The sequence below is a fragment of the Rhodoferax sp. genome (assembly GCF_028714215.1).
GTDB lineage: Bacteria > Pseudomonadota > Gammaproteobacteria > Burkholderiales > Burkholderiaceae_C > Rhodoferax.
The window spans coordinates 36,170-58,551 of record NZ_JAQTMS010000004.1 but is presented as its reverse complement, the minus strand read 5'-3'; the positions used below and the strand labels follow the sequence as shown (position 1 = coordinate 58,551).

The following is a 22,382-nucleotide window of genomic DNA, read 5'->3' as shown; positions in this document are numbered from 1 at the left end:
ACAATATTGATATGCATACCCATCTCGCCCCTGAATACCAGGACAACGCCGACGCCAGCGCGGCGGCGGCCATTCTGCGCAAGTGCGTGCACTGCGGTTTTTGCACCGCGACCTGCCCCACTTACCAATTGCTGGGGGATGAACTGGATGGACCGCGCGGCCGCATTTACCTGATCAAGCAGGTGCTGGAGGGCAACGCCCCGACCCGCAAGACGCAGGCCCACCTGGACCGCTGCCTGACCTGCCGCAGTTGCGAAAGCACCTGCCCGTCGGGCGTCGCCTACGGGCATCTGCTGGACATCGGGCGCAAGCTGGTGGAGGCCAAGGTGGCGCGCCCGCCGGCCGAGCGCGCCCTGCGCTGGGTCCTCAAGGAAGGCCTGACTTCGCCCCTGTTCGGCCCGGCCATGAAACTGGGCCAACGGGTGCGCCCGCTGCTGCCGCAGGCCCTGAAAAACAAGGTGCCGGCGCCGCAAGCCGCCGGCGCCTGGCCGACCGCCCAGCACGCGCGCAAAGTGTTGCTGCTGGCCGGTTGCGTGCAGCCGGCCATGAGCCCCAACATCAACCGCGCAACCGCCCGCGTGCTGGATGCGATGGGCGTCCAGACCCTGATCGCACCGGATGCCGGTTGCTGCGGCGCGGTCAAGTTCCATCTGAACGACCAGGAGGGCGGCAAGGCCCAGATGCGCGCCAACATCGATGCCTGGTGGCCGCTGCTGCCAGGCGTGGAGGCGATCATCATGAACGCCTCCGGCTGCGGCGTCACCGTCAAGGAATACGGCCACCTGCTGCAGGACGACCCGCTGTATGCGGCGAAGGCCCGGCGCGTCAGCGAACTGACGCAAGACCTGAGTCAATGGCTGCCCCAACTCGGTGCCGCACTGCGCGGCAAGGTCCGCCCGCCCGCCGGGCCGATTGTGTTTCACCCGCCCTGCTCGCTGCAACACGGCCAGCAATTGCGCGGCGCGGTCGAGCAGCACCTGGGCGAGCTGGGCTTCCAGATCAAGGTGACGGGTGCCGAGTCGCACCTGTGCTGCGGCTCGGCCGGCACTTACTCGGTGCTCAACCCGGAGCTGGCTTACCAACTGCGCGACCGCAAGCTGGGCCACCTGAACAGCACTTTTGGCGCGGAAAAACCAGCCCTGATAGTCTCCGCCAACATGGGTTGCATCACCCATCTGCAAAGCGGCACCAGCACGCCGGTGCGGCACTGGATCGAGGTGCTGGATGAAGCACTCCTAAAATCACCTTGAGGCGCGCTCTGCGTCCGCCCATTTCCAGACTTGCCACCGCCATGACTTTCCCGACCGCCCTTGAAAACCTGAACATCGTTTCGCAACACACACTGTTGCCACCGAGCCAGTTGCACGAAGACATCCCGGCCAGTGCGCGGGCGACCCGGACGGTGGGCGCGGCACGCCGCGCGCTGGCCGAGATCCTGAGCGGGCGCGACCGGCGCCTGTTTGTGGTGGTCGGGCCCTGCTCCATCCACGACACCACGGCGGCGCTCGAATACGCCCAGCATTTGAAGGCGCTGGCGGACGAAGTGGCGGACCAGCTTTTCATCGTGATGCGGGTCTATTTTGAAAAGCCGCGCACCACCGTCGGCTGGAAGGGCTTGATCAATGACCCGCGCATGGACGATTCGTTCCGCATCGACGAAGGCCTGCATGTGGCGCGCCGTCTGCTGGTGGACCTGAACGACCTGGGGCTGCCCTGCGGCACCGAGGCGCTGGACCCGATCACGCCGCAGTACCTGGGCGACCTGATTGCCTGGAGCGCGATTGGCGCGCGCACCACCGAAAGCCAGACGCACCGGGAACTGGCCAGCGGCTTGTCGAGCCCGGTCGGCTTCAAGAACAGCACCGACGGCAATCTGGAAGTGGCCATGAACGCCATGCTCTCGGCGGCCCAGCCGCATGCGTTTCTGGGCATCAACGGCGACGGCCAGGTGGCCGTCACGCAAACCCGGGGCAATGCCTTCGGGCATCTGATTCTGCGCGGCGGCACGGTGCCCAATTACGACTCGGTAGCGGTCGCCGAGGCCGAGGCGGCACTCAGCGCGGCCCAACTGCCGGTCAACATCGTGGTCGATTGCAGCCACGCCAATTCACGCAAGAATCACGCCCTGCAAACGCTGGTGCTCAAAGACGTGGTGCATCAAATTGCCGATGGCAACCAATCGATCAAGGGCGTGATGCTGGAGTCCAACCTGTTCGAAGGCAATCAGAAACTGGGCCGCCCGCAGGACTTGCGTTATGGCGTCTCCATCACCGATGCCTGCCTGGGCTGGGATACCACGGCCGCCTGCCTGCGCGAAGCGGCGGCCCGCCTGCGTTCGCGCCCTTGAGCCCTTGATTGCGCACGGCGGGTCTTGTCGTGAACCAGCCGCTCCGGGGTGCGGGCGGGGCGGACGCCGGGGGCTCATACGCTTCGCTTTTTAAAATCGCCCCCAACATCCGCCCCGCCCGCACCCCGGAGCAAGTTGTAGCGCCACAAAAGCGATTCATCCGGACTCGCACAGCGTCAGCTTTGCAGCGGGAGCCACATCAAGGGCGCGGTCTGATGGGCTATAGTCCGGCAACATGAAGCGTCGGGAACAGCGAGCCCGGCGTTGACAGAATTTCGCCAGGATAGGCGACACGGTTCAAGGGGACGGAAATGACTTCAATATCCAGTGCAATTGACGCAACCCGGGCTCCCGTGCGCCTTGCCGCGTTGCTGGTCAACGCCGTCCGCAGACGGCATTCCAGGATGTCCCGTCGTCTGGCTTGGGAATGCCAAGATAGACGCTCGGCTCCATTACGTTAGAGCTCACTCCATGACCACCGTCATCGCCATTGTTGCCCTGATTATTTCGCTTGGAAGCTTTGCGTTTAGCATTTATCAGTACCGTATTCTCCACAAGGTTCGCGTCGACGATTGTGCTGAGTTCTTAGCCAAGGTGAATGCTTTCGCCGAAGAAAGCATTCCAAGCCTTGTGCTTTCGAAAGATCGGTCACTCCAAGAACTTTTCGAAATCGAACAACATCTACTCTCGTTGGAATTGGAGACTGACTTACTCTACAAGCAGGTTGTGGAAGTAGGTCGATTCAATGAGGAAGTCAACGACTACGAAACAAAGAGGACTCAACGCAATGAGCTCTAACTCATTCGTTAAGCCGCACAGGACACACAGTGGCTCACCGCAACAATCCAACCCAACTTCAAGACACCTTGCTGGCCACGGTGCCGCGCTATATGGAGAAGGCCATCGGCGGGGTTTCGGTACTTGTCGCAACCTCCCTTGGTGCTTTTGGCTTGTTCATCTTCTTTGCGCCCATCGTTCGCGGGAAGGCTAATCTGCTGGGCCTGTGGGTCCTACTTCCTGTCTCTGCGGTTCTGTTCTACTTCTTTGCGTCCGTTGGGTATCGCCTGCTGCGCTCCAGGCCCAACGCCGTCGGTTCAATAGCAAGCCCCACTGTTTGGCTAACGTGCTTCGTGTTTTTCGGAGTTCTCACGCTGGCCTTCATTGCAGTTGCCATCGCAAAACAGGACTTCGCAAGCGCTCAGGGTGCGGCTTTATCAGCCCTTTTGGCGCTATTGTCCTACGGCGCGGCTTCGCACTTCCGTCGTCGAAAGTAGTCGAGTGCAGCCTACCCTGCGTTCGAGGCGACCTGCTCGAAAAGCCGCTCAGGTCGCCTCAACTCCAGGTCATGACCGCCACCGCCGGCGTTGTTCTGCTCTGACTCCCGTCGGCGTGGACGACCAACAGCGCAAGGCGGGGGTGGGGCGGATGTTGGGGGCGATTTTAAAAAGCGAAGCGTATGAGCCCCCGGCATCCGCCCCGCCCCCGCCGCCCAGGTTGTGGCGAGACGCCGGTACGGCGCCTCACACAAGCTCAGCCACAATGGGACCGGTTCATTACCGGGCTCCGGTCACCTCGGTCAAGGTGCCGGTACCGACCGGCACGCCGTAGATCTGAACCACGCCGTTGCTGTTGATGGTGACCGGAACCGGCGAGCCAGTGGAGGCGATATTGCCTAGTCTGAGCGTCACGCTGCGCGTACTCGCAGAGCCGCTGGCCGGTGCACCGCTGGTGTTGACCACCAAGTTGCACGGGTCGATCACAATGACCTGACCCACCGCCAGCGGCGACCCGGCCGGGAAGGAGGAGGTCCGGATGGTGAAGTGACAGGAGCCGAAGGTGGTGACGCCGGTTGCCGTATTGCCGCCGGATGCAATGCTGAAATCGGGTGTTGCGGAAGTGCCCGAGAGCACCAGCGTCGTGGGCGCAGTGGTGCCGAATTCCGGCACCCCAGTCGGGAACGCCATCGGCGTAGCATTTGTCGATAGTGCCGCAACCGTGGCGCTGGTGACCGGCGCCGTTACATCATTGGCTACGACAGGGGGCGCGACCGTACCGCCGCAGGCCACCACCAGCAGTGCCGTCGAAATAGCCGCGGCAACGCCAGCGCCCCATTTGATGTTTGTATTCTTCATCGTGGATCCTTTAAAGCTTTCCTTTTTACCTGGCGACACGTCGGCCGCCAGTCCGCTCGTCGCGGGTGTTTAAATGATTGAATGTTTCGAAACGAAAATATTCGGAAGGTCGCTGTTTAAGGCGATTTCCAGCACGGCGGAGCCCGGACGCCGTTTAACTTTCAGGCGCCGGGACAATACCACATCTAATTGATCTACGTCATTTCCAGATATTTTTCAATGAGGTGTGCGTGGAGCAATCGGCTTGGACGAGCAACAGCGCAAGGCGGAGGCGGGGCGGATGTTGGGGGCGATTTTAAAAAGCGAAGCGCATGAGCCCCCGGCATCCGCCCCGCCCCCGCCGCCCAGGCACAGTGGACAGTGGCAGCCCCCGAAAATCAGACCGAAAATTCCAGCTCGGTCACCCGCAGCACTTCACCGGCCATGCTGCCCTTGAGTTTGACCTTGGCGCCCACCTTCAGGTCAGCCGCTGTGCCGTGGCCAAAGGAGGTCAGGCCAGAGGCGTCGCAGCGCTGTCCGCGGACCGTGAAGTTGCTCAGACTGCTGAAGGTTTCCACAGAACCGGAGATCTCCAGCGTTTGCTGGGCCTGCTCATCCTGCAGTGCCACGCTGGTGGCTTGCAGCACGCCGGAGCGCCAGGTGCCGTTCACCTCGACCCGCGCACCGATGAAAAGCTGTGCGTTGGCCGGGCTGTAAACAGCCTGGCTGGCATCGACCACGATAGTGCCCAGGCTAAAACCGCTGGCTGAGGGCGCGGTCGTTATCACGCCTTCAATTTCCGCATCGCCTTGGGGTGACGCGCCGCCAGAGCCGCTCAGCGGCTTGGCACTCAGCACCTCGAGGCTGCTGCCGTTGGCGGATAAAGTGCCCTGAACCCGCACCAGGGCGCCCTGCGCCAGAGTGCCGGCCAGCGCCCCCGTGAGCAGCAGTCCGTTGAGCGTGCGCTGCGAATCTTCGACGCTGAGCATGCCGCTGCTGACCACGGCGCTGTCCGCCACCAGCGCCACCCGCGTGGCACTCCAGCTGCGGCCATCGGCACCGGCCTGCAAGCCCCACACCGCAACGCGCTGGCCCACCGACAGCGGCGCCGTCGCGCTGAAGCCGTCGAATACTGTGTTCGGGTCGGTCAGCACGGTCATGCCGGCCACGCTGAACCGGCCGCTGGCGCCAGGCGTCGCCTGGCCCTGGGTCACCTGCCCCTGCGCGATCGACCAGACCTCGATGCTGCTGGCCGTGCCTAGCGTGACGTCGGCGCCGCGCTGGCCCTGCACGCTGGCCACCATGCCCAGACGCAGGTCCGAGGAGCCGGCGGCCAGACCGTCAAGCTGCACCGTCGCTGCCGTGTCGTCAAAGCGAATGCCGTTGAGGATGACGCTGCCAAAGCCCGAAATGGGGCCTTGCGCAAACAGACCCGTGCCGCCCGTGCCGGGCAGGCTCGCCATACTCACGCTGCCGCCACCGCAGCCGGTCACGGCAGACGCCGCCAACACCAGCCAACTGCGCCGCGTCAGCGGCGTATCCAGGTTTTCAGGTTGACTCATAAAACTTTTTTCCTTTTGCTCTTGCGCGCCTTCGGGCCGGCGGGCGCCGCCAGTGGCGCCTCGGCCTGCACGGCGTCATGAAAGTAGACGCCAAAGCAAACCCGATGCTTGGGCCCGGCGGCGGTTTCGCTGCGTTGCTCGGCGACCGTGGCCGTGCGCAAGAAGTGCTGCAGCACGGTGGCCCACAGACGACGCGCCTGCTGCTGCAACTGCTGCGCCTGCTCGGCTGACAAATTCTGCGAAAAAGCGCTTTGGTCCAGCATCAGCGGGCTGCGCCGCTGCGGTGCCAGATTGTGCACCGCGGTAGCCAGGTGATCGCTGACGTTGGCGGCCAGAAAGTGGAACGATTCGCGCAAGCCCTCATGCGGCACAAAAGCGCTTGACTTGAGCGCGACGTAGCCGTCGGCCTGCAGTTCCACCACGCCCAAACGCGCCAGTTCGTCGAACACCGCGCGGGCTCCGACGTCGCGGCTGACCTCGGCCACCAGTGTCGTGAAGTCGGGCTCGCCGGCACTGCCGCGGCCGGGCGTGCGGGCCAGGGCGCGGGCCGTTTGGTCGGCGTTCAAATAGCGCGGTTCACTGATCCAGCGCGCCACCACCATGGCCGCCACCGGCACCATGGGGCTGGCCGGATCGGCGCTGACCGGCGCCTCACGCAGCCGTCTCACGTCCTTGCGGTGCACCCCGGTGAGCAAGGCAATGCGGGTGTCCGAGCTGCCTTTGTCAGCCAGCCCATAAGCTGTCATCGCTTCCTGCACCAGTGCCTTCTTCAGCAACTCCACCAGCGAGGGCAGTTGCAGCCCGTGATCGATCATCAAACGTGCCAGCGGTTGCAGCACCAGTGCGATGGCTTGCGCCGCCAACGCCGGCTCCGGCAGGCCGGCGTCAAGCGCTGGCGCTGGATCGGTGGCGGGTATCGGAGTCGTCATGGAGCAGTGCGTCTTTCGAGGAGCGAATTGTGCACGAACACATTGCCACTCATAAATTTAGGGCTTTTTTCCCGAATTTATTAAACCACAAAGCCCCCAAGGACGCCGGCGTGGAACAAAGCCTTACACATTTTCAGTATCAATCAAGCCAATTTAGTGGGAAACTTTCCCTAAATTGTGAGATTGAAAACTTTCTCATCCCTTTTCACCCTGAAGGAGTTTCACCATGAAATTTGCCACCTCCCCATTCACGCTCAGCTTGCTGACCGCCGCCGTTGTCGCACTCACCGCCTGCGGCGGCGGTGGCGGCAGCGGCGCAGGCACGCCGGTCCCCAGCACTGCCAAATCGATCACCGTGATGGACGGACTGATAGCCAACGCCCTGGTCTGCGTCGACAGCAACCAGAACGGCGTCTGCGACCCGACGGAAGTCCAGGGTCACACGGACCGCATGGGCCAGGTTACCTTGGACATCCCGACCGCCGATCTGGCCAGCGCGAAACTGGTCGCCAACGTCACGGCCGGCCTGGCCACGGATGCCGATACCGGTGCCGTCACCAGCAGCTACACGCTGCAAGCCCCGGCCGGCAAGCTCGACGTCATCAGCCCCCTGACCAGCATGGTGCAAGCCAAGATCAACGCCGACAAGGCGGCCGGTAGCAGCACCAGCGTGGCAGCCGCCGACTCCTATGTGATGCGCCAACTGGGCCTGGACCCGAGCCAAGTTTCCGCCTTCGACAACTTCGTGGCCAAGCGCGGCAACAGCGCCCAGCACAAGAAAGCCGGCGAGCGGGCGCATTTACTGGTGGTCGGCGCCCAAGCTTCGGCCAGCCAAAACGAATCCGATCTGCTCGACAAACTGGGTGCCATCGGTAGAGTTGCCGACGACATCGAAACTCTGTCCTGCGCCAGTGGCAGCGAGAATGTGGCGCATGACTGCGAAACCGAAATAGAAGACCATGTCAGCGCCGTGACCGGCCCCAACGCCATGCTGGGGGCCTCCGCCAGCAACGGCGCGGCGCTTTATGCGGCCAATGGCTGCGGCAGTTGCCACGGCACGCCGCCCCACAGCAAAGATGTCCTGAATGGCGCCAACCGGCCCACCGCCATTGGCAATGCCATCAATGACGTCGCCGGGATGACTTCCTACAAGGGCTTGTTCAGCAGCGCGCAACTGACCGACATGGCGGCCTATCTGGCCGCCCCCAATACCGCCGCTCCCGCGCCTACACCTACACCTACACCTACACCTACACCTACACCTACACCCACTCCAACTCCAACTCCAACTCCAACTCCAACACCTACTCCTACACCCACGCCCACTCCCACACCGACTCCAACCACGGCGTCAGCACTCAATGGCAAAGCGCTTTACTCGGCCAACGGCTGCCAAGCTTGCCACGGCACACCGCCCAGCACCAACCTGGTCCTCAATGGCGCCAACTCGCCCGGCATCATCCTCGCGGCCATCAATGGCAATCGGGGCGGCATGGGGAAATACATTGGAAAATTAACTGGCACGCAGTTGAGTGACGTGGCGGCCTATCTGGCCACCCCAACAATCTGATAGGTCCAGTACGCCGCTAGCCAAGCCTGCGCCGGGTCCGGACCCGGCGCTTGATGTTCAAGCCGCCAGCGCAGCCTCAATTCAGGAGAATCTGCGCCGGCTAAATGACAGTACGGCCAGCAGCGAGGCCAACAGAATCAGGCCGCCGCCCAGCAAGGTGCGCGTCGACAACTCACCGGCACCGGCCAGCACCGAAGAGACACTGGCGAACACCACTTCCGACAGCATGATGAGTGAGGTGGTGCCGGCGTTCAGATGGGCGGCACCGTATTGCAGGGCCAGATTGGCGGCCAGTAGCGCCAGACCGGTGAACAAGGCCAGGGCAGCCCAGCTCATGTCGGGTGCCGGCGGCGGCGCCACCACACCCAGGCCAAGGCCCAGTAGCGCGGTGCAGGTGGCCATCAGGGTACCGCCGGCAAACATCGCCAGCATGCGCGACGGACCCGGTGTCTGGTTGAGTTTGCGCAGCAGGATGTTGGTCAGCGCAAAACAGAAGCCGCCCATCAAGGCCAGCCAGTCGGCCAGCACCTCGGGGACAGGCCACGGCGAAGCCGGCGTCTTGAGCACGATCACGACACCGGTGAGCGCCAGCGCCAGACGAAAGAGCGAACCGGCGCTCGGCTTTTCGCCCAGCAGCGGCCACGCCAACAGCACCACCCAGGCCGGCATCAAATAGAACAGCAGGACCACCCGCACCACGTCGCCCACCGTCACCGCCCAATTGAACCCCACATTGGCGGTGCCGGAGGCCAGCACCAGCCACCACAGCGCAGGGTGCTTCAGCAGGCCGCGCCAGGCAGCGGGCCGCAGCAGCAGCAAACAAACCAGGGCAAAACCCAAGATGGCGGCGGTGGCCCACAAAGGATGCAAGCCATGTTTTTGCAGCTCTCGAAACGGCCACCAGGAGAGCCCGAAGACAAAGGCGTTAAGTAGCAGTGCCGCCGCTGCCAGGGCCGCGCTATTCAATTGCCGCGCAATTCCTGGTTCGTCCCGCAAAGTATCAGGAGATCAACCATGAAAATTGTCGTTGCGGGCGATGCTCAGCAAGTGATCGACCTCGGCGCGGTGCAGGACGCAATTGCTGGCATGCCAGCGCCGGATCAGCCACATGAAGCCGGCAATCACCAAACCAAACATGGTGATCGCGGCAAAGGTCGGCAGGCCCAGACCGGTGGACAGGCTGTAGACCGCGCCCAGCGCCAGGATACAGGCCTGCTCGTTGAAGTTCTGCACCGCGATGCTGCGTCCGGCGCCCATCAGGTTGTGGCCCCGGTGCTGCAACAAGGCATTCATGGGCACCACCAGAAAACCGCCCAGGGCGCCGAGCAAGATCAGGAACGGCACAGCGACCCAAACATTGCCGATAAAGATCAGCAGGATGATCAACAGACCCATGCCAATGCCCAGTGTGATGACACTGGGACCGTCTTCCAGCCGCATGCGCAGCGAGGCCACCACCGCGCCAACGGCCATGCCAATCGCCACCACCCCCTGCAAGGCCGAGGCCTGCGTCACCGAATAGCCCAGGGCCACGGCAGCCCAGGCCAGCACAATGAAGCGCAAATTGCCCGCCACGCCCCAGATGAGGGTGGTCGCAGCGAGTGAAATCTGGCCCAGCTTGTCACGCCACAAACGGACGTTGCAGGTCCAGAAATCGGGCAGCAAAGAGCTCAGCCGCTTTGGCATGGCCCGCATTTCGACCCCGCTCAGGGGAATATGGGTATTGAACCAGGCCGCCAGCAGGTAGACCAGTATCAGCACGCTGATGGCGGCCTCCGGCGCCGTTTCGACGCCGGTGTCGATCAGCGGCAGGTCAAATGCCAGCAGCCAGTGCGACACCGTCGGTCCCACCAGCTGGCCACCCAGCAAGACGCCCAAAATAATGGAGGCGATGGTCAAGCCTTCGATCCAGCCGTTGGCTTTGACCAGCTGCGAGGCCGGCAGCAATTCGGTCAGGATGCCATATTTGGCCGGTGAGTAGGCGGCCGCGCCCAGGCCCACAATGGCGTAGGACATCAGGGGATGGGTGCCGAACAACATCAACACGCAACCGCCGACCTTGATGAAGTTGCTGATCAACATCACCCGGCCTTTGGGCAGGGAGTCGGCAAAAGCCCCGACAAAAGGCGCCAGAATCACGTAGAACAGCGCAAACATGGGCACCAAGGCAGCTTGTTGCCATTCGGGTCCCTTGCTGCTTCTGAGTAATTGAACGGCTGCCACAAACAACGCATTGTCGGCCAGTGAACTGAAAAACTGCGCCGACATGATGGTAAAAAAACCGCGTTTCATTGTCTACGAGCGCGCATAAGTGACTCTGGCATGGTGTTTTTGTGATGTGTTTCCAAACGTTGCAGGGTTATAGCACGTCCCCGGGTGTCAAAATCCGGTCTCCCGTCGTCACTCCCGAAACACCATGCCACGCCCGATACTCGCCACCATCCATAGCCAAGCACTGCGCCAGAACCTGGCGCGGGCCCGCGCCGCCGCACCCGATGCACGGGTCTGGGCCATCGTCAAGGCAAATGCCTACGGGCATGGCATCGAGCGGGTGTTCGAGGGTTTGCGCGGCGCCGATGGCTTTGCGCTGCTGGACCTGGAAGAAGCCCAGCGCGTGCGGCGCTTAGGTTGGCGTGGTCCGATCCTGTTGCTGGAGGGCGTGTTCGAGTTGCGCGATCTGGAGCTGTGTTCGCGCCTGGACCTGTGGCACACGGTGCACTGCGACGAGCAGATCGACATGCTGGCCACGCACAAGACCAATGTGCCGCACCGGGTGTTTCTGAAAATGAATTCCGGCATGAACCGGCTCGGCTTTACACCGCAGCGTTACCGCGCGGCCTGGACCCGCCTGAACGCCTTGCCGCAAGTCGATGAAATCTCGCTGATGACCCATTTCAGCGACGCCGATGGCCAGCGCGGCATCGCTGCCCAGATGGCGGTCTTTGCCGCGGTCACGCGCGACCTGCCGGGCGAGCGCTCCCTGAGCAACAGTGCCGCCACCTTGCGCTACCCGCCGGGAGCCCGGGATGCCAGTGCCGATCCGGCCGGCTATGTGGCCTCGGACTGGATCCGCCCCGGCATTGCGATCTACGGCAGCGCACCCGATTTTCCTGAGCACACGGCCGCCGACTGGGGCCTGGCACCGGGCATGACGTTGGCGTCAAAAATAATAGCAACCCAGAATCTGTTGCCAGGCGACAGTGTCGGCTACAGCTCCACCTTTATCGCCGAACAACCGATGCGCATCGGCGTTGTGGCCTGCGGTTACGCCGACGGCTACCCGCGGATCTGCCCCAGCGGCACGCCGGTGCTGGTGAACGGTGTTCGCACGCGCACCGTGGGACGCGTCAGCATGGACATGCTGAGCGTCGACCTGACGCCCCTGGCCGATGCCGGTTTTGGCAGCGAGGTCACCTTGTGGGGCCGCGCCGCCAATGGCGTCGTACTGGGCATCGACGAGGTGGCGCAGTGCGCCGGTACCGTGGGCTACGAACTGATGTGCGCGCTGGCGCCGCGGGTGCCGGTCAGCGTGGCCGACGCCGACTGAACTTGATCGCTTCAAACCACAACACGCTGAGCAAGCCCAGGGCGACGGCCGTCAGCAGGTGGGGAAGGCTCAATGGCGCGAACAGGAACAAGCGCGCCAGCCAGGGCAGGTAAAGCACCAGACCCAGGAGTCCCAGCGTGACACCGGTCACCAGCCACAAGGTGCGGTTCGGCACGCGCAACGTTGCCCACAACGAGCCAGAGTGCGAACGGTTGGAAAATATCAGCGCCAGATTGCCGATGACCAGTGTCGTGAAGGCAAAAGCACGCGCCGCCGCCTCCGTCATCGCGCCCACGCCCCAGGCGTAGGCCGCCATCACCACCAGCAGGACGCCCAAGCCTTGCAGCAGCGCCAGCAGCAGCGTCATGCCACCAAACAGGGGCGTGTTCACATCACGCGGCGCGCGCTGCATCACATCCGACTCGGAAGGTTCGTTCTCGAACACCATGGAGCAGGCCGGGTCGATGACCAGCTCCAGAAAAGCGATGTGCAAGGGGAACAGCGCGGTCGGCCAGCCCAGCAGCACCGGCAGCAAGGCCATGCCGGCGATCGGCACGTGCACCGCCAGGATGTAGGACATGGACTTGCGCAGGTTGTCAAAAATGCGCCGCCCCAGCCGCACCGCCCGCACGATGGAGGCGAAGTTGTCGTCCAGCAGCACCAGCGAGGCCGCCTCGCGCGCCACATCGGTGCCGCGTCCGCCCATCGCCACACCGACATGCGCCGCTTTCAGCGCCGGTGCGTCGTTCACGCCATCGCCGGTCATGGCCACAATCTGACCTTCGGCCTTGAGCGCCTGCACGATGCGCAACTTTTGTTCCGGTGCAATGCGGGCGCAGACGCTGACGCTTTTCATGCACGCCTGCAGCTCCGCATCGCTCAGGAGCGCCATCGCGTCGCCGGTCAGAACCTGGCCCGCGTCCAGTTGCGCCTGCGCGGCGATGGCGTGGGCCGTTGCCGGGTAGTCGCCGGTGATCATCACGATCCGGATGCCGGCACTGCGACACTGGGCTACCGCTTCCCTGATCTCGGCGCGCAGGGGATCGGCCAGCCCCAGCAGGCCGACGAACTCGAAATCGAATTCATGCTCCTGGGCCGGCCATCGCTGGCCATGGAAGCGCGCCTGCGCCACGCCCAGCACGCGCAAGCCCCGCTCCGCCATGGCCTCCACGGCGCTGGCCAGGCGGGCCTGCGCGGCGCCGTCCAGGTGGCACAGATCGAAGATGGCCTCGGGCGCGCCTTTGGCGGCCACCACATGCGCATCCCCGTCCACCGCCTTCCAGACGTGGGACATGGCGCGCAACTGGGGCGTCAGCCCGTATTCCTGCATCAAGGTCCAGTCGCGGTGCAGGTGCTCGGTATTTTCAAGAAAATGCTGGCCCAGCCGGTGAAAGGCCTTCTCCATCGGATCGAAGGGATCGGCCACGCTGGCCAGGATGGAAAATTCCACCAGGGTATGGAATGACTCGGGCAATTCCCGGGTCACCGCATAGTCGACCTCCAGACTCTGGCCCGCTGCCTGGCTGTCTGCCTGCGCATAAAGCTGCACCACGGTCATGCGGTTTTCGGTCAGCGTGCCGGTCTTGTCCACGCACAGCACCGAGGTCGCGCCCAGCGTCTCGATGGCAGCGATGCGCCGGGTCAACACTTTTTCCCGGGACAGGCGCCATGCGCCTAGTGCCGGCAGCACCGTCAGCACCACTGTGAATTCCTGCGGCAACAAGGCCATCGCCAACGCAATACCGGCCAACAAAGCGCCCAGCCAGTCGCCACGAATCAAGCCGTAGGCCACGACCAGAAAGAGGCTGGCACCGAAGGCAATCACGGCCAGTATTTGCACCAGCTTGGCAGTCTGTTTTTTAAGCGGTGAGCGTTCGCTGCTGAGCGTCTCCAGCGCCCTTCCAATGCGCCCAATTTCGCTGCGTGAACCGGTAGCGCTGACACGCGCCGAGCCGTGGCCCTTAACCAGCAGTGTGCCGGAGAACAATGCGGCCTGACCATCACCACCGGGGCGCGGCGGCGCTGAGGCCTGCGGGGCCGCTGGCCCTGCCTCGGGCACCTTGCTCACTGGCACCGCCTCGCCCGTCAACAGGGATTCATCGACCTGCACATCGCTGCCGCCAATCAGCACCGCATCGGCCGCAACGCGGTCGCCCTCGGCCAGCAGCAAAACGTCGCCGCACACTACCTCGCTGCCGGCAATGCGCTGCGGCTGACCGTCGCGCAGCACCAGCGCCCGTGGGCTGGAGAGGTCGCGCAAGGCGGCCATCGCGCGCTCGGTCTTGCCCTCCTGGTACAGCGTCAGCGCCAACACCACCAGCACCAGGCCGAACAGGATCAGCCCCTCCTGCAAGTCACCCAACAGCAGGTAGAGCGAGCCCGCCGCCAGCAGCAGCATGAACATGGGTTCAGCCAGGGTCTCGTGGGCAATGGCGCGCAGGGTGCGCCGCTGATCGCCCGGCAGCGCATTGGGACCGTCTTCCAGCAGACGCTGTGCGGCTTGCGCCGTGCTCAAGCCTTCGTCAGATGTTTGTAAAACCATTGCTTGGCTCCTTCAACCATCAGCAGGTACGAAATCAAGAGCACCGCCAGCAGGCCAAAAAATGACGCCGGCAGCGCCGTGAAGCCCAGGTAGGACGCCAGCGGCGTGAATGGCAGGATCATGGCCACGGCGACCACCGCCAGGGAGGTCAAAATCAGCCACCGGTTGGGACTGCTGCGCAAGGGGTTGCGTCGCGTGCGGATGACAAATATCACCAACACCTGGGTGGCGATCGATTCGACGAACCAGCCGGTGCGAAACAGCGACTCATGCGCATCGAACAAGTGGATCAGCAGGTAGAAGGTCAGGAAGTCAAACAGCGAGCTGACCGGACCGATGGTCAGCATGAAATTGCGGATGAATGCCATGTCCCAGCGTTTCGGTTGCGCCAAGTCTTCGGCGTCCACATGGTCCAGTGGCAGCGTGACTTCCGATACGTCGTAGAGCAGGTTGTTGAGCAGAATCTGCAACGGCAGCATCGGCAGAAACGGCAGGAACAAAGTCGCCGCCGCCATGCTGAACATGTTGCCGAAGTTGGAGCTGGTGGCCATCATGATGTACTTCATCACGTTGCCGAAGGTGCGCCGCCCCTCCAGAATGCCTTGGTGCAGCACCATCAAGTCCTTTTCCAGCAGGATCATGGCGGCCGCTTGTTTGGCCACGTCCACCGCGCCCTCGACCGAGAGGCCCACGTCGGCGGTGTGCAGGGAGGGCGCGTCGTTGATGCCGTCGCCCAGATAACCGACCACGTGGCCACGTGCCTTGAGGGCCAGGATGATGCGGTTCTTCTGCGCCGGATTGACGCGGCAAAACAGGTTGACGCTTTCCACCCGCGCCCGCAGCGCGTCATCGTTCATGGCGGCCAGCTCGGTACCGGTCAGCACGCCTGCAATGGGCACGCCCAGCTGGGCGCAGACATGGCGCGTCACCAATTCGTTGTCGCCGGTGACGATTTTGACCGCCACGCCGCTGTCCGCCAGCGCCTTGAGTGCCTCGCCGGCACTCGCCTTGGGCGGGTCCAGAAAAGCAGCAAAACCGGCAAACATGAGTTCACTCTCATCGGAGACCACGGCATGCGGGTGATCCATGGGCACGTCGCGCCAGGCGATGCCCAGCACCCGGAAGCCCTCCCGGCCCAGACTGTCGAACAAGGCATCGATGCGGCTGCGCGCCGTGGCATCCAGGGCCACGGCGGCACCGGTGCCGTCCTGGTAGTGGGTGCAGAGCCGCAAAATATCTTCCGGTGCGCCCTTCACCACCAGCCGACGCGCGCCGGAACGCTGCACCAGCACCGAGACGCGGCGGCGCTCGAAATCGAACGGCACCTCGTCGATCTTGGCCCAGCCTGAAACATCGATTTCCGAGTGCTGCAGGATGGCGTCGTCGAGCGGACTTTTCAGGCCGCTCTCGAAATAGCTATTGAGGTAGGCCAGCGCCAGCACCTGCGGGCTGTCCTGCCCGGCCGCGTCAACGTGACGCTCAAGCCGGATGCGGGCCTCGGTCAGGGTGCCGGTCTTGTCGGTGCACAAGACGTCCATCGCGCCCATGTCCTGGATCGCCGAGGGACGCTTGACAATGACTTTCAAGGCGGCCATGCGCAGGGCACCGCGCGTCAGCGTGACCGACACCACCATAGGCAGCAACTCGGGCGTCAGCCCCACCGCCAACGCCACCGCAAACAGGAAGGACTCCAGCAGCGGCCGGTGGAAGGCGACATTGACCAGCAAGGTGAACAGCACCAGCAGCAGGGTCAAGCGCATGATGAGCAGGCCGAAGCGCCGGGTGCCGATCTCGAAAGCGGTGGGCGGCGCCGACTCGTTCAGGCTGACCGCAATTTGACCCAGGGCGCTGGCGCTGCCGGTACGGCCGATCAGCACGCGGGCCGAGCCGCTGACCACGGAACTGCCCATGAAGACGGTGTCAAGCGCGTCCAGCGCCCAGGCCTCGGCCTCGGCCGGGGCCGCTGCGGTGCCGGCGGGTGCCGTCGGCAGGACTTTCTTTTCCACCGGAAAAGGCTCGCCCGTCAGTTGCGCCTGGTTGACGAAGAAGTCGTCGGCTTCCAGCAGTCGGGCGTCGGCCGGTATCAGATTGCCGGCCGACAACAGCACGACGTCACCGGGCGCCAGCTCGGTCACCGGCAGTTGACACGGTTTGCCGTCACGCAACACCGTAGCCGTTACCGCCACTTGCAGGGCCAGGCGTTCCGCCGCACGGCCAGCCCGGTAAGCCTGCACGAAATCCAGCGTGACACTCATGATCACGATGAGGCCGATGATGAGAGCGCCCGGAAGATCGCCGGTCACTGCGGAAATGCCGCTGGCCACCAACAGGATGAGTACCAGGGGATTACGGAATTGGGCCAGAAACTGCAGCAGCACCGCACGTTGTAAAGCGGGCCTGAGCCGATTCGGGCCGTATTGCTTGAGCCGGCCGGCTGCCTCGGCGCTGGTCAGACCGTTCAATACAAGCCCCGCACCCGCGCCTGCAATCGCGACAAACCCAGCAAGGCATCGGTAAATGGCGTGGCAACTTCGGTCAAAACGCCAAGTTCCCGCACCACCGTCACCAGCGCATCGAGTTCGACGGCCTTGCCCGCCTCCACATCCTGCAGCATGGAAGTCTTGAAAGCGCCAAGCTTGAGGGTAACGGCGTGGCGATCTTCGGGCTGTTGCTGGATCGGGATACCGATGCGCGCACCGATCTCCCTGGCTTCCAGCATCACCCTGGAGACAAAGCCGCGCACCAGTTCGTCGCCCAGAATCAGATCGGTGGTGGCGCCGGTGAGGGCGCTGATCGGGTTCATGGTCATATTGCCCCACAGCTTGTACCAGATGTCTTTCTGAATCTGCTCCGAGACGCTCGCCTCGAACCCGGCGTCTTGAAAAAGCGCGGCCAGTTGCGCCACCCGCTCGGTCTGCCGACCTGAGGGCTCACCGATGATCAACTTGTTGCCGAAGTGATGCCGTACGCAGCCCGGTTCCGAGGCGCAACTGGCATGCACCACGCAGCCAACGACACAGGCCGCGGGAATGGCGGCGCCGATCTCACCGGTGGCATCGACGGCGCTGAGCCGGCTGTTTTCAAATGGGCCGCCAAAGCCCTGAAAAAACCACCAGGGCACGCCGTTCATGGCCGTCAGCACGACGGTGCCGGGGCCGATCAGGGGGCTCATGCAGCGCGCCACCGCCAGCAGCGCGGGCGCCTTGACGGCTATCACGACCAGGTCCTGCACACCCAGTTGGGCAGGCTCGGCACTGGCCAGTACCGGCCACACGCCATCCCGGCCGGCTTCGCGCAGGCGCAAGCCATGCTGCGACAGGGCATCGAGCGTCGCGCCGCGCGCCACCGTGCTGACCTGACAACCGGCGCCGGCCAGCCGGGCACCGATCCAGCCGCCAATGGCGCCAACGCCGTAAATGCAAACCTTGTTGAAGTTCTTGAAAGTCATATCGGGGCTCATTTTGCGCCCTAAGACTGCCTTAAGGCTGTACCCCGAAGATAGCGGCATCGATTCACTTTACCCGGGAGCTGGTCCATGAATTCATCCTTACGCTTGTTCGTCAGCCAATACCTTGGCGTCGTCGCCGCGACATTGGCGCCGGTCATCCTGATGGCATTTTTGTCCATCCCGTTCAGCCTGGGCGGACACCCCGGCGATGTGCGTCTGGCCGCCAGCACCGCGGCCCAGCACATGACTTAATTGTTGCGCCGTCTTACACTCTGCTGATTATGAAATTTACCGAACTTGCAGACGACGGCGAAGACTCCGAGCATAGCCCAGCCGAACGTATCGCGGCGGCCTCCCGCAGCACCTGGGTCAGCGTCGGCGTCAACCTGGTCCTGACCATCACCCAGATCGTGGTCGGTGTCGTCGCCAAGTCGCAAGGTTTGATCGCCGACGGCATTCACTCGCTGTCTGATCTGGTCGCCGACTTTGTCGTCTTGTTCGCCAGTTACCACAGCAAAAAAGACGCCGATGCCGATCACCCCTACGGCCACCAGCGCTTCGAGACCGCTGCCTCGCTGGTACTGGGCACCCTGTTGCTGGCGGTAGGCATCGGCATGCTGTGGTCGGCGGCGCGCAAGCTGGAAGCGCCCGAGACGGTGCAAACCGTCCATATCCTTGCCCTCTGGGTCGCCGCTGGCGCGCTGATTGCCAAGGAACTCCTGTTTCGCTACATGCTGTCGGTGGCGAAACGCGTCAAGTCCAGCATGCTGGTGGCCAATGCCTGGCATGCGCGCTCGGACGCGGCGTCGTCCCTGGTGGTGGGTATCGGCATCATCGGCAACCTGGCGGGCTACCCGATCCTGGACCCGATCGCGGCCCTCATCGTCGGCTTCATGGTGACCAAAATGGGCTGGGGTTTCAGTTGGGACGCGTTGCACGACCTGATGGACCGGGCGGTCGACGAGCAGGAGGTGCAGGCCATTCGCCAGACGCTTCTGGAAACACCCGGTGTCAGTGATGTGCACGATGTGCACACGCGCAAGATGGGCGACATGATCGTGGTGGACGCGCACATCGAGGTCGATGCCACCATCACGGTGGAAGCCGGTCACGACATTGCGGTTGCCGCCAGGCAGCGCGTGCTGCAGCGCCATCGCGTGCTCAACCTGATGACGCACGTGGACCCCTGGCGCCGCCCCGATCTGGACCACCCGGCACGGACTGCGTCACCGCAGGCCCATTGAATTGAACCAACTCACCCAGGGCCCGTTCACCCTGATTTGACCGAACGAGTGCCGGGGACAAGGCGGCCAGGCCGCCATGTAATACTAGGCACCGCAGACGCCCGTTTAACATAGCGCCTGCACGCACGAAGCACCGGTTATTTTGAGGAGTACCAATGTTTCCTGAATACAGCGATCTGATCGCCCGTTTGAATGCCTCCAATCAAGAGTTCATGCGCTTATTCGAACAGCACCACGCGTTGGACCAGAGAGTCAAGAACATGGAGACGCGCATAGAACCCGCCACCCATGAGCAAATTGAAAACCTGAAGAAGGAAAAGCTCCTGATCAAGGACCATCTCTACGTCATCCTGAAGAAACACCTGGCCGCCAAGGCTTGATGCCTGGCAGGCAGCACCAGGACGTTTGAAGTGCGCTGGCGCCAGCTTGTAGCGCCCTGTAAGACTGGGTTCAAGAAAGCAAATCCGGCCACGCCGGCGTTGCCGGCGGGAGAGTCCGCACCTTACCCTGGCGCCCACTCGTGTCAATGCCTGCACGGCAAACTGCGACACATCTCCCACGCGACCCCGCAACTGCTGGCGCCAAAGACAGCCTCTTGACTGCAAGGTCACTGATTTCAATACCCTCCTCAACTTGTTAAAAAGGATCACCTTGCCATGAAGACCAAGATCACTGAGCTATTCGGTATCCAGCACCCCATCATCCAGGGTGGCATGCACTTTGTCGGCTTCGCCGAACTGGCCGCTGCCGTGTCGAACGCCGGTGGGCTGGGCCTCATCACCGGTTTGACGCAGCGCACGCCGGAGTTGCTGGCCAATGAGATCCGCCGCTGCCGGGAAATGACCGACAAACCGTTCGGCGTGAACCTGACCTTCCTGCCGATCGTCAACTCGCCCGACTACCCGGGCTACATCCGCGCCATCATCGACGGCGGCGTCAAGGCGGTGGAGACGGCGGGCAACAACCCGCAGAAATGGATGCCGATGCTGCATGAGGCGGGCATCAAGGTGATCCACAAATGCACCTCGGTGCGCCATGCGCTCAAAGCCGAGGCCATCGGCTGCGATGCGGTCAGCGTGGATGGGTTCGAGTGCGGCGGCCATCCGGGCGAGGACGATGTGCCCAACTTCATCCTGCTGCCGCGTGCCGCCGAGTCGCTGAAGATCCCCTTCGTCGCCTCGGGCGGCATGGCCGACGGCCGCTCGCTGGTGGCGGCGCTGGCGCTCGGCGCGGATGGCATGAACATGGGCACGCGCTTCATCGCCACGAAAGAAGCGCCGGTGCACGAGAAGGTCAAGCAGGCCATCGTGGCCGCCAGCGAACTCGATACCCGCCTGGTGATGCGCCCCCTGCGCAACACCGAACGCGTGCTGCACAACGCCGCGGTCGATCGCCTGCTGGCCAAGGAGGCGGCCCTGGGCGCGAACCTCAAGTTCGACGACATCATCGAGGAGGTGGCCGGGGTCTACCCGCGCATCATGCAGCAGGGCGACATGGAAGCCGGCGCCTGGTCGTGCGGCATGGTGGCCGGGCTGATCCATGACATTCCGAGCGTCAAGGAGCTGGTAGAGCGCATCATGCTGGAAGCCGAAAGCATCATCCGGCAGCGCCTGATCGGCATGATAGGTGCCTGAACGCTGGTGTTGAATATTCCCTGGCATCATCCCGGTGCCGGATGGTCACCTGTGCCGCTCGCCGATTTCTGATTTTTGGCGTCGCCACGCGAGGTGGCGCACCACGATTCATGTTGCATAAATCGTGGAAGATGCTGCGGATGGCGCCTGGTTATCATCACCGGCCATGTCACGAGTTCATTCCAATCCATTCAACCCGACCCTGCGTGCATGGTTGCACGCCGAGGGTTCTCTCACGGCACGGCTGCGTGACCATGGCGCCGTTGAAGTGCGGGTCCTGCGCCAGGGCGCTCAGCGCTTGTGGCCCGCTGAGCAGGACGATCTGAATTGCCTGAGCGGCCATGTGCGGGAGGTTGCCTTGCTGCTTGACGGCGCTCCCGTTGTATGGGCACGCAGCGCGGTATCCCATCACGCACTGCAAGGCCCGTGGAAAGCGCTGGCCAACCTGGGAAACCGTCCCTTGGCAGAATTGTTGTTCCGGGACAAGAGCATAGAACGCAACCGGCTTAAACCCCATCACTTTCCGCGCCACGGACTGATGGAATGCCGGCTTCGAAATTCGTGGACCGAACTCCATGCGGGGATGCCGGCAGGTTTATTGCCTCGATGGGCGCGCAGTTCGGTGTTCTGGCACCAAGGTCAGCCATTGCGTGTGCTGGAGGCTTTCGCGCCGTGGATTGTTCGCTTGAAAGTGGGCTGACTCGCCAACGACGGGTAGCGCCGGCCAGCTTCGCGCGCGCACTGAAACACCCGGCACATTTCCAATGTGCCCTATTTCAGCCGAGGCAATTCCGTGGCGACACAGGCCTCGTCACAAAAGCAAACGCCAACATAAAGTTGGCGTTTGCTTCTAGCGTGGACCGCTAGTTTGTTGGTTGCGCGAGCAGGATTTGAACCTGCGACCTTTGGGTTATGAGCCCAACGAGCTACCAGACTGCTCCATCGCGCGGTAGCTTTGTATTGTAACCTATCAGGGCTTGTCTGTCTCAGCCGCAGGCACTTCCGTCGGCTCAGGGCGATCCAGCAATTCAACCAGGGCCATGGGCGCATTGTCGCCAACACGAAAACCCATTTTCAGAATTCGCGTATAGCCGCCGGGACGCGTCTTGAAACGCGGGCCTAGGTCGTTGAACAACTTGACCACGCTATCGCGGTCCCGCAGACGGTCGAAGGCCAGACGGCGGTTGGCCACGGTCGCTTCCTTGGCCAGGGTAATCATGGGTTCAATGACGCGCCGCAGCTCCTTGGCTTTTGGAACGGTGGTTTTAATGACCTCGTGCTCGATGAGCGAGTTCATCATGTTGCGCAGCATCGCCAAGCGGTGCTCGCTGGTGCGATTGAGTTTACGTAGTCCGTGTCCGTGACGCATGGTGCTTTCCTTTGGTTTTATAACAAGGCAGCCGTATCAGGTACTGCCCGTGGCACTGAGCCCCTCTTCAGGGCTCAAA

Annotated in this window: 20 protein-coding genes and 1 tRNA gene; 11 read left to right on the top strand and 10 right to left on the bottom strand. The window is 63.1% G+C overall.

Features of this window, described 5'->3' with window-relative positions; translation table 11 throughout:
* Nucleotides 1-11: 11 nt before the first annotated feature.
* The 4 genes from glcF to PHS32_RS03030 all read left to right on the top strand — a co-directional run bounded on the left by glcF (nt 12) and on the right by PHS32_RS03030 (nt 3,621).
* A complete protein-coding gene (gene glcF, locus PHS32_RS03045; RefSeq protein WP_301077320.1) occupies nt 12-1,250 on the top strand; it encodes a glycolate oxidase subunit GlcF in 1,239 nt (412 codons plus the stop codon).
* 41 nt (nt 1,251-1,291) lie between these two features.
* Nucleotides 1,292-2,347 carry a 3-deoxy-7-phosphoheptulonate synthase gene (locus PHS32_RS03040; RefSeq protein ID WP_301077319.1) on the top strand — a complete coding sequence of 352 codons (1,056 nt, stop codon included), beginning with the start codon at nt 1,292-1,294 and terminating at the stop codon, nt 2,345-2,347.
* A gap of 471 nt (nt 2,348-2,818) precedes the next feature.
* Nucleotides 2,819-3,145, top strand: coding sequence for a hypothetical protein (locus tag PHS32_RS03035; RefSeq protein WP_301077318.1), 327 nt, complete (start codon nt 2,819-2,821; stop codon nt 3,143-3,145).
* Between the two features lie 29 nt (nt 3,146-3,174).
* Nucleotides 3,175-3,621, top strand: a complete 447-nt coding sequence (locus PHS32_RS03030) for a hypothetical protein (protein WP_301077317.1) — start codon at nt 3,175-3,177, stop codon at nt 3,619-3,621.
* Nucleotides 3,622-3,900: 279 nt separating this feature from the next.
* Here the strand turns inward: PHS32_RS03030 and PHS32_RS03025 are convergent, their stop codons facing one another.
* The 3 genes from PHS32_RS03025 to PHS32_RS03015 form a co-directional block, all read right to left on the bottom strand.
* On the bottom strand, nt 3,901-4,479 hold the full coding sequence (locus tag PHS32_RS03025; RefSeq protein ID WP_301077316.1) for a hypothetical protein: 579 nt from the start codon (nt 4,477-4,479) through the stop codon (nt 3,901-3,903).
* Nucleotides 4,480-4,856: 377 nt separating this feature from the next.
* The gene (locus PHS32_RS03020) at nt 4,857-6,020 is read right to left on the bottom strand and encodes a DUF5666 domain-containing protein (RefSeq protein ID WP_301077315.1); all 1,164 of its coding nucleotides are present in this window, start codon (nt 6,018-6,020) and stop codon (nt 4,857-4,859) included.
* The gene (locus PHS32_RS03015; protein ID WP_301077314.1) at nt 6,017-6,949 is read right to left on the bottom strand and encodes a DUF6502 family protein; all 933 of its coding nucleotides are present in this window, start codon (nt 6,947-6,949) and stop codon (nt 6,017-6,019) included. The genes PHS32_RS03020 and PHS32_RS03015 overlap by 4 nt, the downstream gene beginning before the upstream one ends.
* Nucleotides 6,950-7,175: 226 nt before the next feature.
* On the opposite strand from PHS32_RS03015, the gene PHS32_RS03010 reads away from it, so the two are divergent.
* Nucleotides 7,176-8,519 carry a cytochrome c gene (locus tag PHS32_RS03010; protein WP_301077313.1) on the top strand — a complete coding sequence of 448 codons (1,344 nt, stop codon included), beginning with the start codon at nt 7,176-7,178 and terminating at the stop codon, nt 8,517-8,519.
* 81 nt (nt 8,520-8,600) lie between these two features.
* On the opposite strand, the gene PHS32_RS03005 is transcribed toward PHS32_RS03010, so the two are convergent.
* Together PHS32_RS03005 and lplT are read right to left on the bottom strand one after the other, a co-directional pair.
* Nucleotides 8,601-9,485, bottom strand: a complete 885-nt coding sequence (locus tag PHS32_RS03005; protein WP_301077311.1) for a DMT family transporter — start codon at nt 9,483-9,485, stop codon at nt 8,601-8,603.
* Nucleotides 9,486-9,527: 42 nt separating this feature from the next.
* Nucleotides 9,528-10,811 carry a lysophospholipid transporter LplT gene (gene lplT / locus PHS32_RS03000; protein WP_301077310.1) on the bottom strand — a complete coding sequence of 428 codons (1,284 nt, stop codon included), beginning with the start codon at nt 10,809-10,811 and terminating at the stop codon, nt 9,528-9,530.
* A gap of 124 nt (nt 10,812-10,935) precedes the next feature.
* On the opposite strand from lplT, the gene alr reads away from it, so the two are divergent.
* Nucleotides 10,936-12,066 (top strand): alanine racemase, encoded by a 1,131-nt coding sequence (gene alr / locus PHS32_RS02995; protein ID WP_301077308.1) that lies wholly within the window; start codon nt 10,936-10,938, stop codon nt 12,064-12,066.
* On the opposite strand, the gene PHS32_RS02990 is transcribed toward alr, so the two are convergent.
* Genes PHS32_RS02990 through PHS32_RS02980 form a run of 3 tightly spaced genes read right to left on the bottom strand, consistent with a single transcriptional unit; the run spans nt 12,044 to nt 18,056 of the window.
* The gene (locus PHS32_RS02990) at nt 12,044-14,608 is read right to left on the bottom strand and encodes a cation-translocating P-type ATPase (RefSeq protein ID WP_301077306.1); all 2,565 of its coding nucleotides are present in this window, start codon (nt 14,606-14,608) and stop codon (nt 12,044-12,046) included. The genes alr and PHS32_RS02990 overlap by 23 nt on opposite strands.
* On the bottom strand, nt 14,578-17,070 hold the full coding sequence (gene mgtA, locus PHS32_RS02985) for a magnesium-translocating P-type ATPase (RefSeq protein WP_301077305.1): 2,493 nt from the start codon (nt 17,068-17,070) through the stop codon (nt 14,578-14,580). Before mgtA ends, PHS32_RS02990 begins: the two co-directional genes overlap by 31 nt.
* Nucleotides 17,067-18,056 (bottom strand): 2-dehydropantoate 2-reductase, encoded by a 990-nt coding sequence (locus PHS32_RS02980; RefSeq protein ID WP_301077304.1) that lies wholly within the window; start codon nt 18,054-18,056, stop codon nt 17,067-17,069. Before PHS32_RS02980 ends, mgtA begins: the two co-directional genes overlap by 4 nt.
* 87 nt (nt 18,057-18,143) lie before the next feature.
* Here PHS32_RS02980 and PHS32_RS02975 point away from each other — a divergent pair, with 87 nt between their 5' ends.
* The 5 genes from PHS32_RS02975 (at nt 18,144) to PHS32_RS02955 (ending at nt 21,634) form a co-directional block, all read left to right on the top strand.
* Nucleotides 18,144-18,308 (top strand): hypothetical protein, encoded by a 165-nt coding sequence (locus PHS32_RS02975; protein ID WP_301077303.1) that lies wholly within the window; start codon nt 18,144-18,146, stop codon nt 18,306-18,308.
* 29 nt (nt 18,309-18,337) lie between these two features.
* Nucleotides 18,338-19,300 (top strand): cation diffusion facilitator family transporter, encoded by a 963-nt coding sequence (locus tag PHS32_RS02970; RefSeq protein WP_301077302.1) that lies wholly within the window; start codon nt 18,338-18,340, stop codon nt 19,298-19,300.
* A 155-nt stretch (nt 19,301-19,455) separates the two neighbouring features.
* Nucleotides 19,456-19,680 (top strand): YdcH family protein, encoded by a 225-nt coding sequence (locus PHS32_RS02965; RefSeq protein ID WP_301077301.1) that lies wholly within the window; start codon nt 19,456-19,458, stop codon nt 19,678-19,680.
* A 276-nt stretch (nt 19,681-19,956) separates the two neighbouring features.
* Nucleotides 19,957-20,934, top strand: a complete 978-nt coding sequence (locus PHS32_RS02960) for a nitronate monooxygenase family protein (RefSeq protein WP_301077300.1) — start codon at nt 19,957-19,959, stop codon at nt 20,932-20,934.
* A gap of 166 nt (nt 20,935-21,100) precedes the next feature.
* Nucleotides 21,101-21,634, top strand: a complete 534-nt coding sequence (locus tag PHS32_RS02955; protein ID WP_301077299.1) for a chorismate lyase — start codon at nt 21,101-21,103, stop codon at nt 21,632-21,634.
* A 172-nt stretch (nt 21,635-21,806) separates the two neighbouring features.
* Here the strand turns inward: PHS32_RS02955 and PHS32_RS02950 are convergent.
* Both PHS32_RS02950 and rplQ read right to left on the bottom strand, forming a co-directional pair.
* Nucleotides 21,807-21,883 (bottom strand) — tRNA-Met (locus PHS32_RS02950).
* A 21-nt stretch (nt 21,884-21,904) separates the two neighbouring features.
* Nucleotides 21,905-22,303 (bottom strand): 50S ribosomal protein L17, encoded by a 399-nt coding sequence (rplQ, locus tag PHS32_RS02945; protein ID WP_301077298.1) that lies wholly within the window; start codon nt 22,301-22,303, stop codon nt 21,905-21,907.
* Between the last annotated feature and the right edge of the window lie 79 nt (nt 22,304-22,382).

Coding starts and splice junctions, on each gene's coding strand:
- glcF (WP_301077320.1), top strand. CDS start 12: ATGCATACCCATCTCGCCCCTGAATACCAGGACAACGCCGACGCCAGC.
- PHS32_RS03040 (WP_301077319.1), top strand. CDS start 1,292: ATGACTTTCCCGACCGCCCTTGAAAACCTGAACATCGTTTCGCAACAC.
- PHS32_RS03035 (WP_301077318.1), top strand. CDS start 2,819: ATGACCACCGTCATCGCCATTGTTGCCCTGATTATTTCGCTTGGAAGC.
- PHS32_RS03025 (WP_301077316.1), bottom strand. CDS start 4,479: ATGAAGAATACAAACATCAAATGGGGCGCTGGCGTTGCCGCGGCTATT.
- PHS32_RS03020 (WP_301077315.1), bottom strand. CDS start 6,020: ATGAGTCAACCTGAAAACCTGGATACGCCGCTGACGCGGCGCAGTTGG.
- PHS32_RS03015 (WP_301077314.1), bottom strand. CDS start 6,949: ATGACGACTCCGATACCCGCCACCGATCCAGCGCCAGCGCTTGACGCC.
- PHS32_RS03010 (WP_301077313.1), top strand. CDS start 7,176: ATGAAATTTGCCACCTCCCCATTCACGCTCAGCTTGCTGACCGCCGCC.
- lplT (WP_301077310.1), bottom strand. CDS start 10,811: ATGAAACGCGGTTTTTTTACCATCATGTCGGCGCAGTTTTTCAGTTCA.
- alr (WP_301077308.1), top strand. CDS start 10,936: ATGCCACGCCCGATACTCGCCACCATCCATAGCCAAGCACTGCGCCAG.
- PHS32_RS02990 (WP_301077306.1), bottom strand. CDS start 14,608: ATGGTTTTACAAACATCTGACGAAGGCTTGAGCACGGCGCAAGCCGCA.
- PHS32_RS02980 (WP_301077304.1), bottom strand. CDS start 18,056: ATGACTTTCAAGAACTTCAACAAGGTTTGCATTTACGGCGTTGGCGCC.
- PHS32_RS02975 (WP_301077303.1), top strand. CDS start 18,144: ATGAATTCATCCTTACGCTTGTTCGTCAGCCAATACCTTGGCGTCGTC.
- PHS32_RS02970 (WP_301077302.1), top strand. CDS start 18,338: ATGAAATTTACCGAACTTGCAGACGACGGCGAAGACTCCGAGCATAGC.
- PHS32_RS02965 (WP_301077301.1), top strand. CDS start 19,456: ATGTTTCCTGAATACAGCGATCTGATCGCCCGTTTGAATGCCTCCAAT.
- PHS32_RS02960 (WP_301077300.1), top strand. CDS start 19,957: ATGAAGACCAAGATCACTGAGCTATTCGGTATCCAGCACCCCATCATC.
- PHS32_RS02955 (WP_301077299.1), top strand. CDS start 21,101: ATGTCACGAGTTCATTCCAATCCATTCAACCCGACCCTGCGTGCATGG.
- rplQ (WP_301077298.1), bottom strand. CDS start 22,303: ATGCGTCACGGACACGGACTACGTAAACTCAATCGCACCAGCGAGCAC.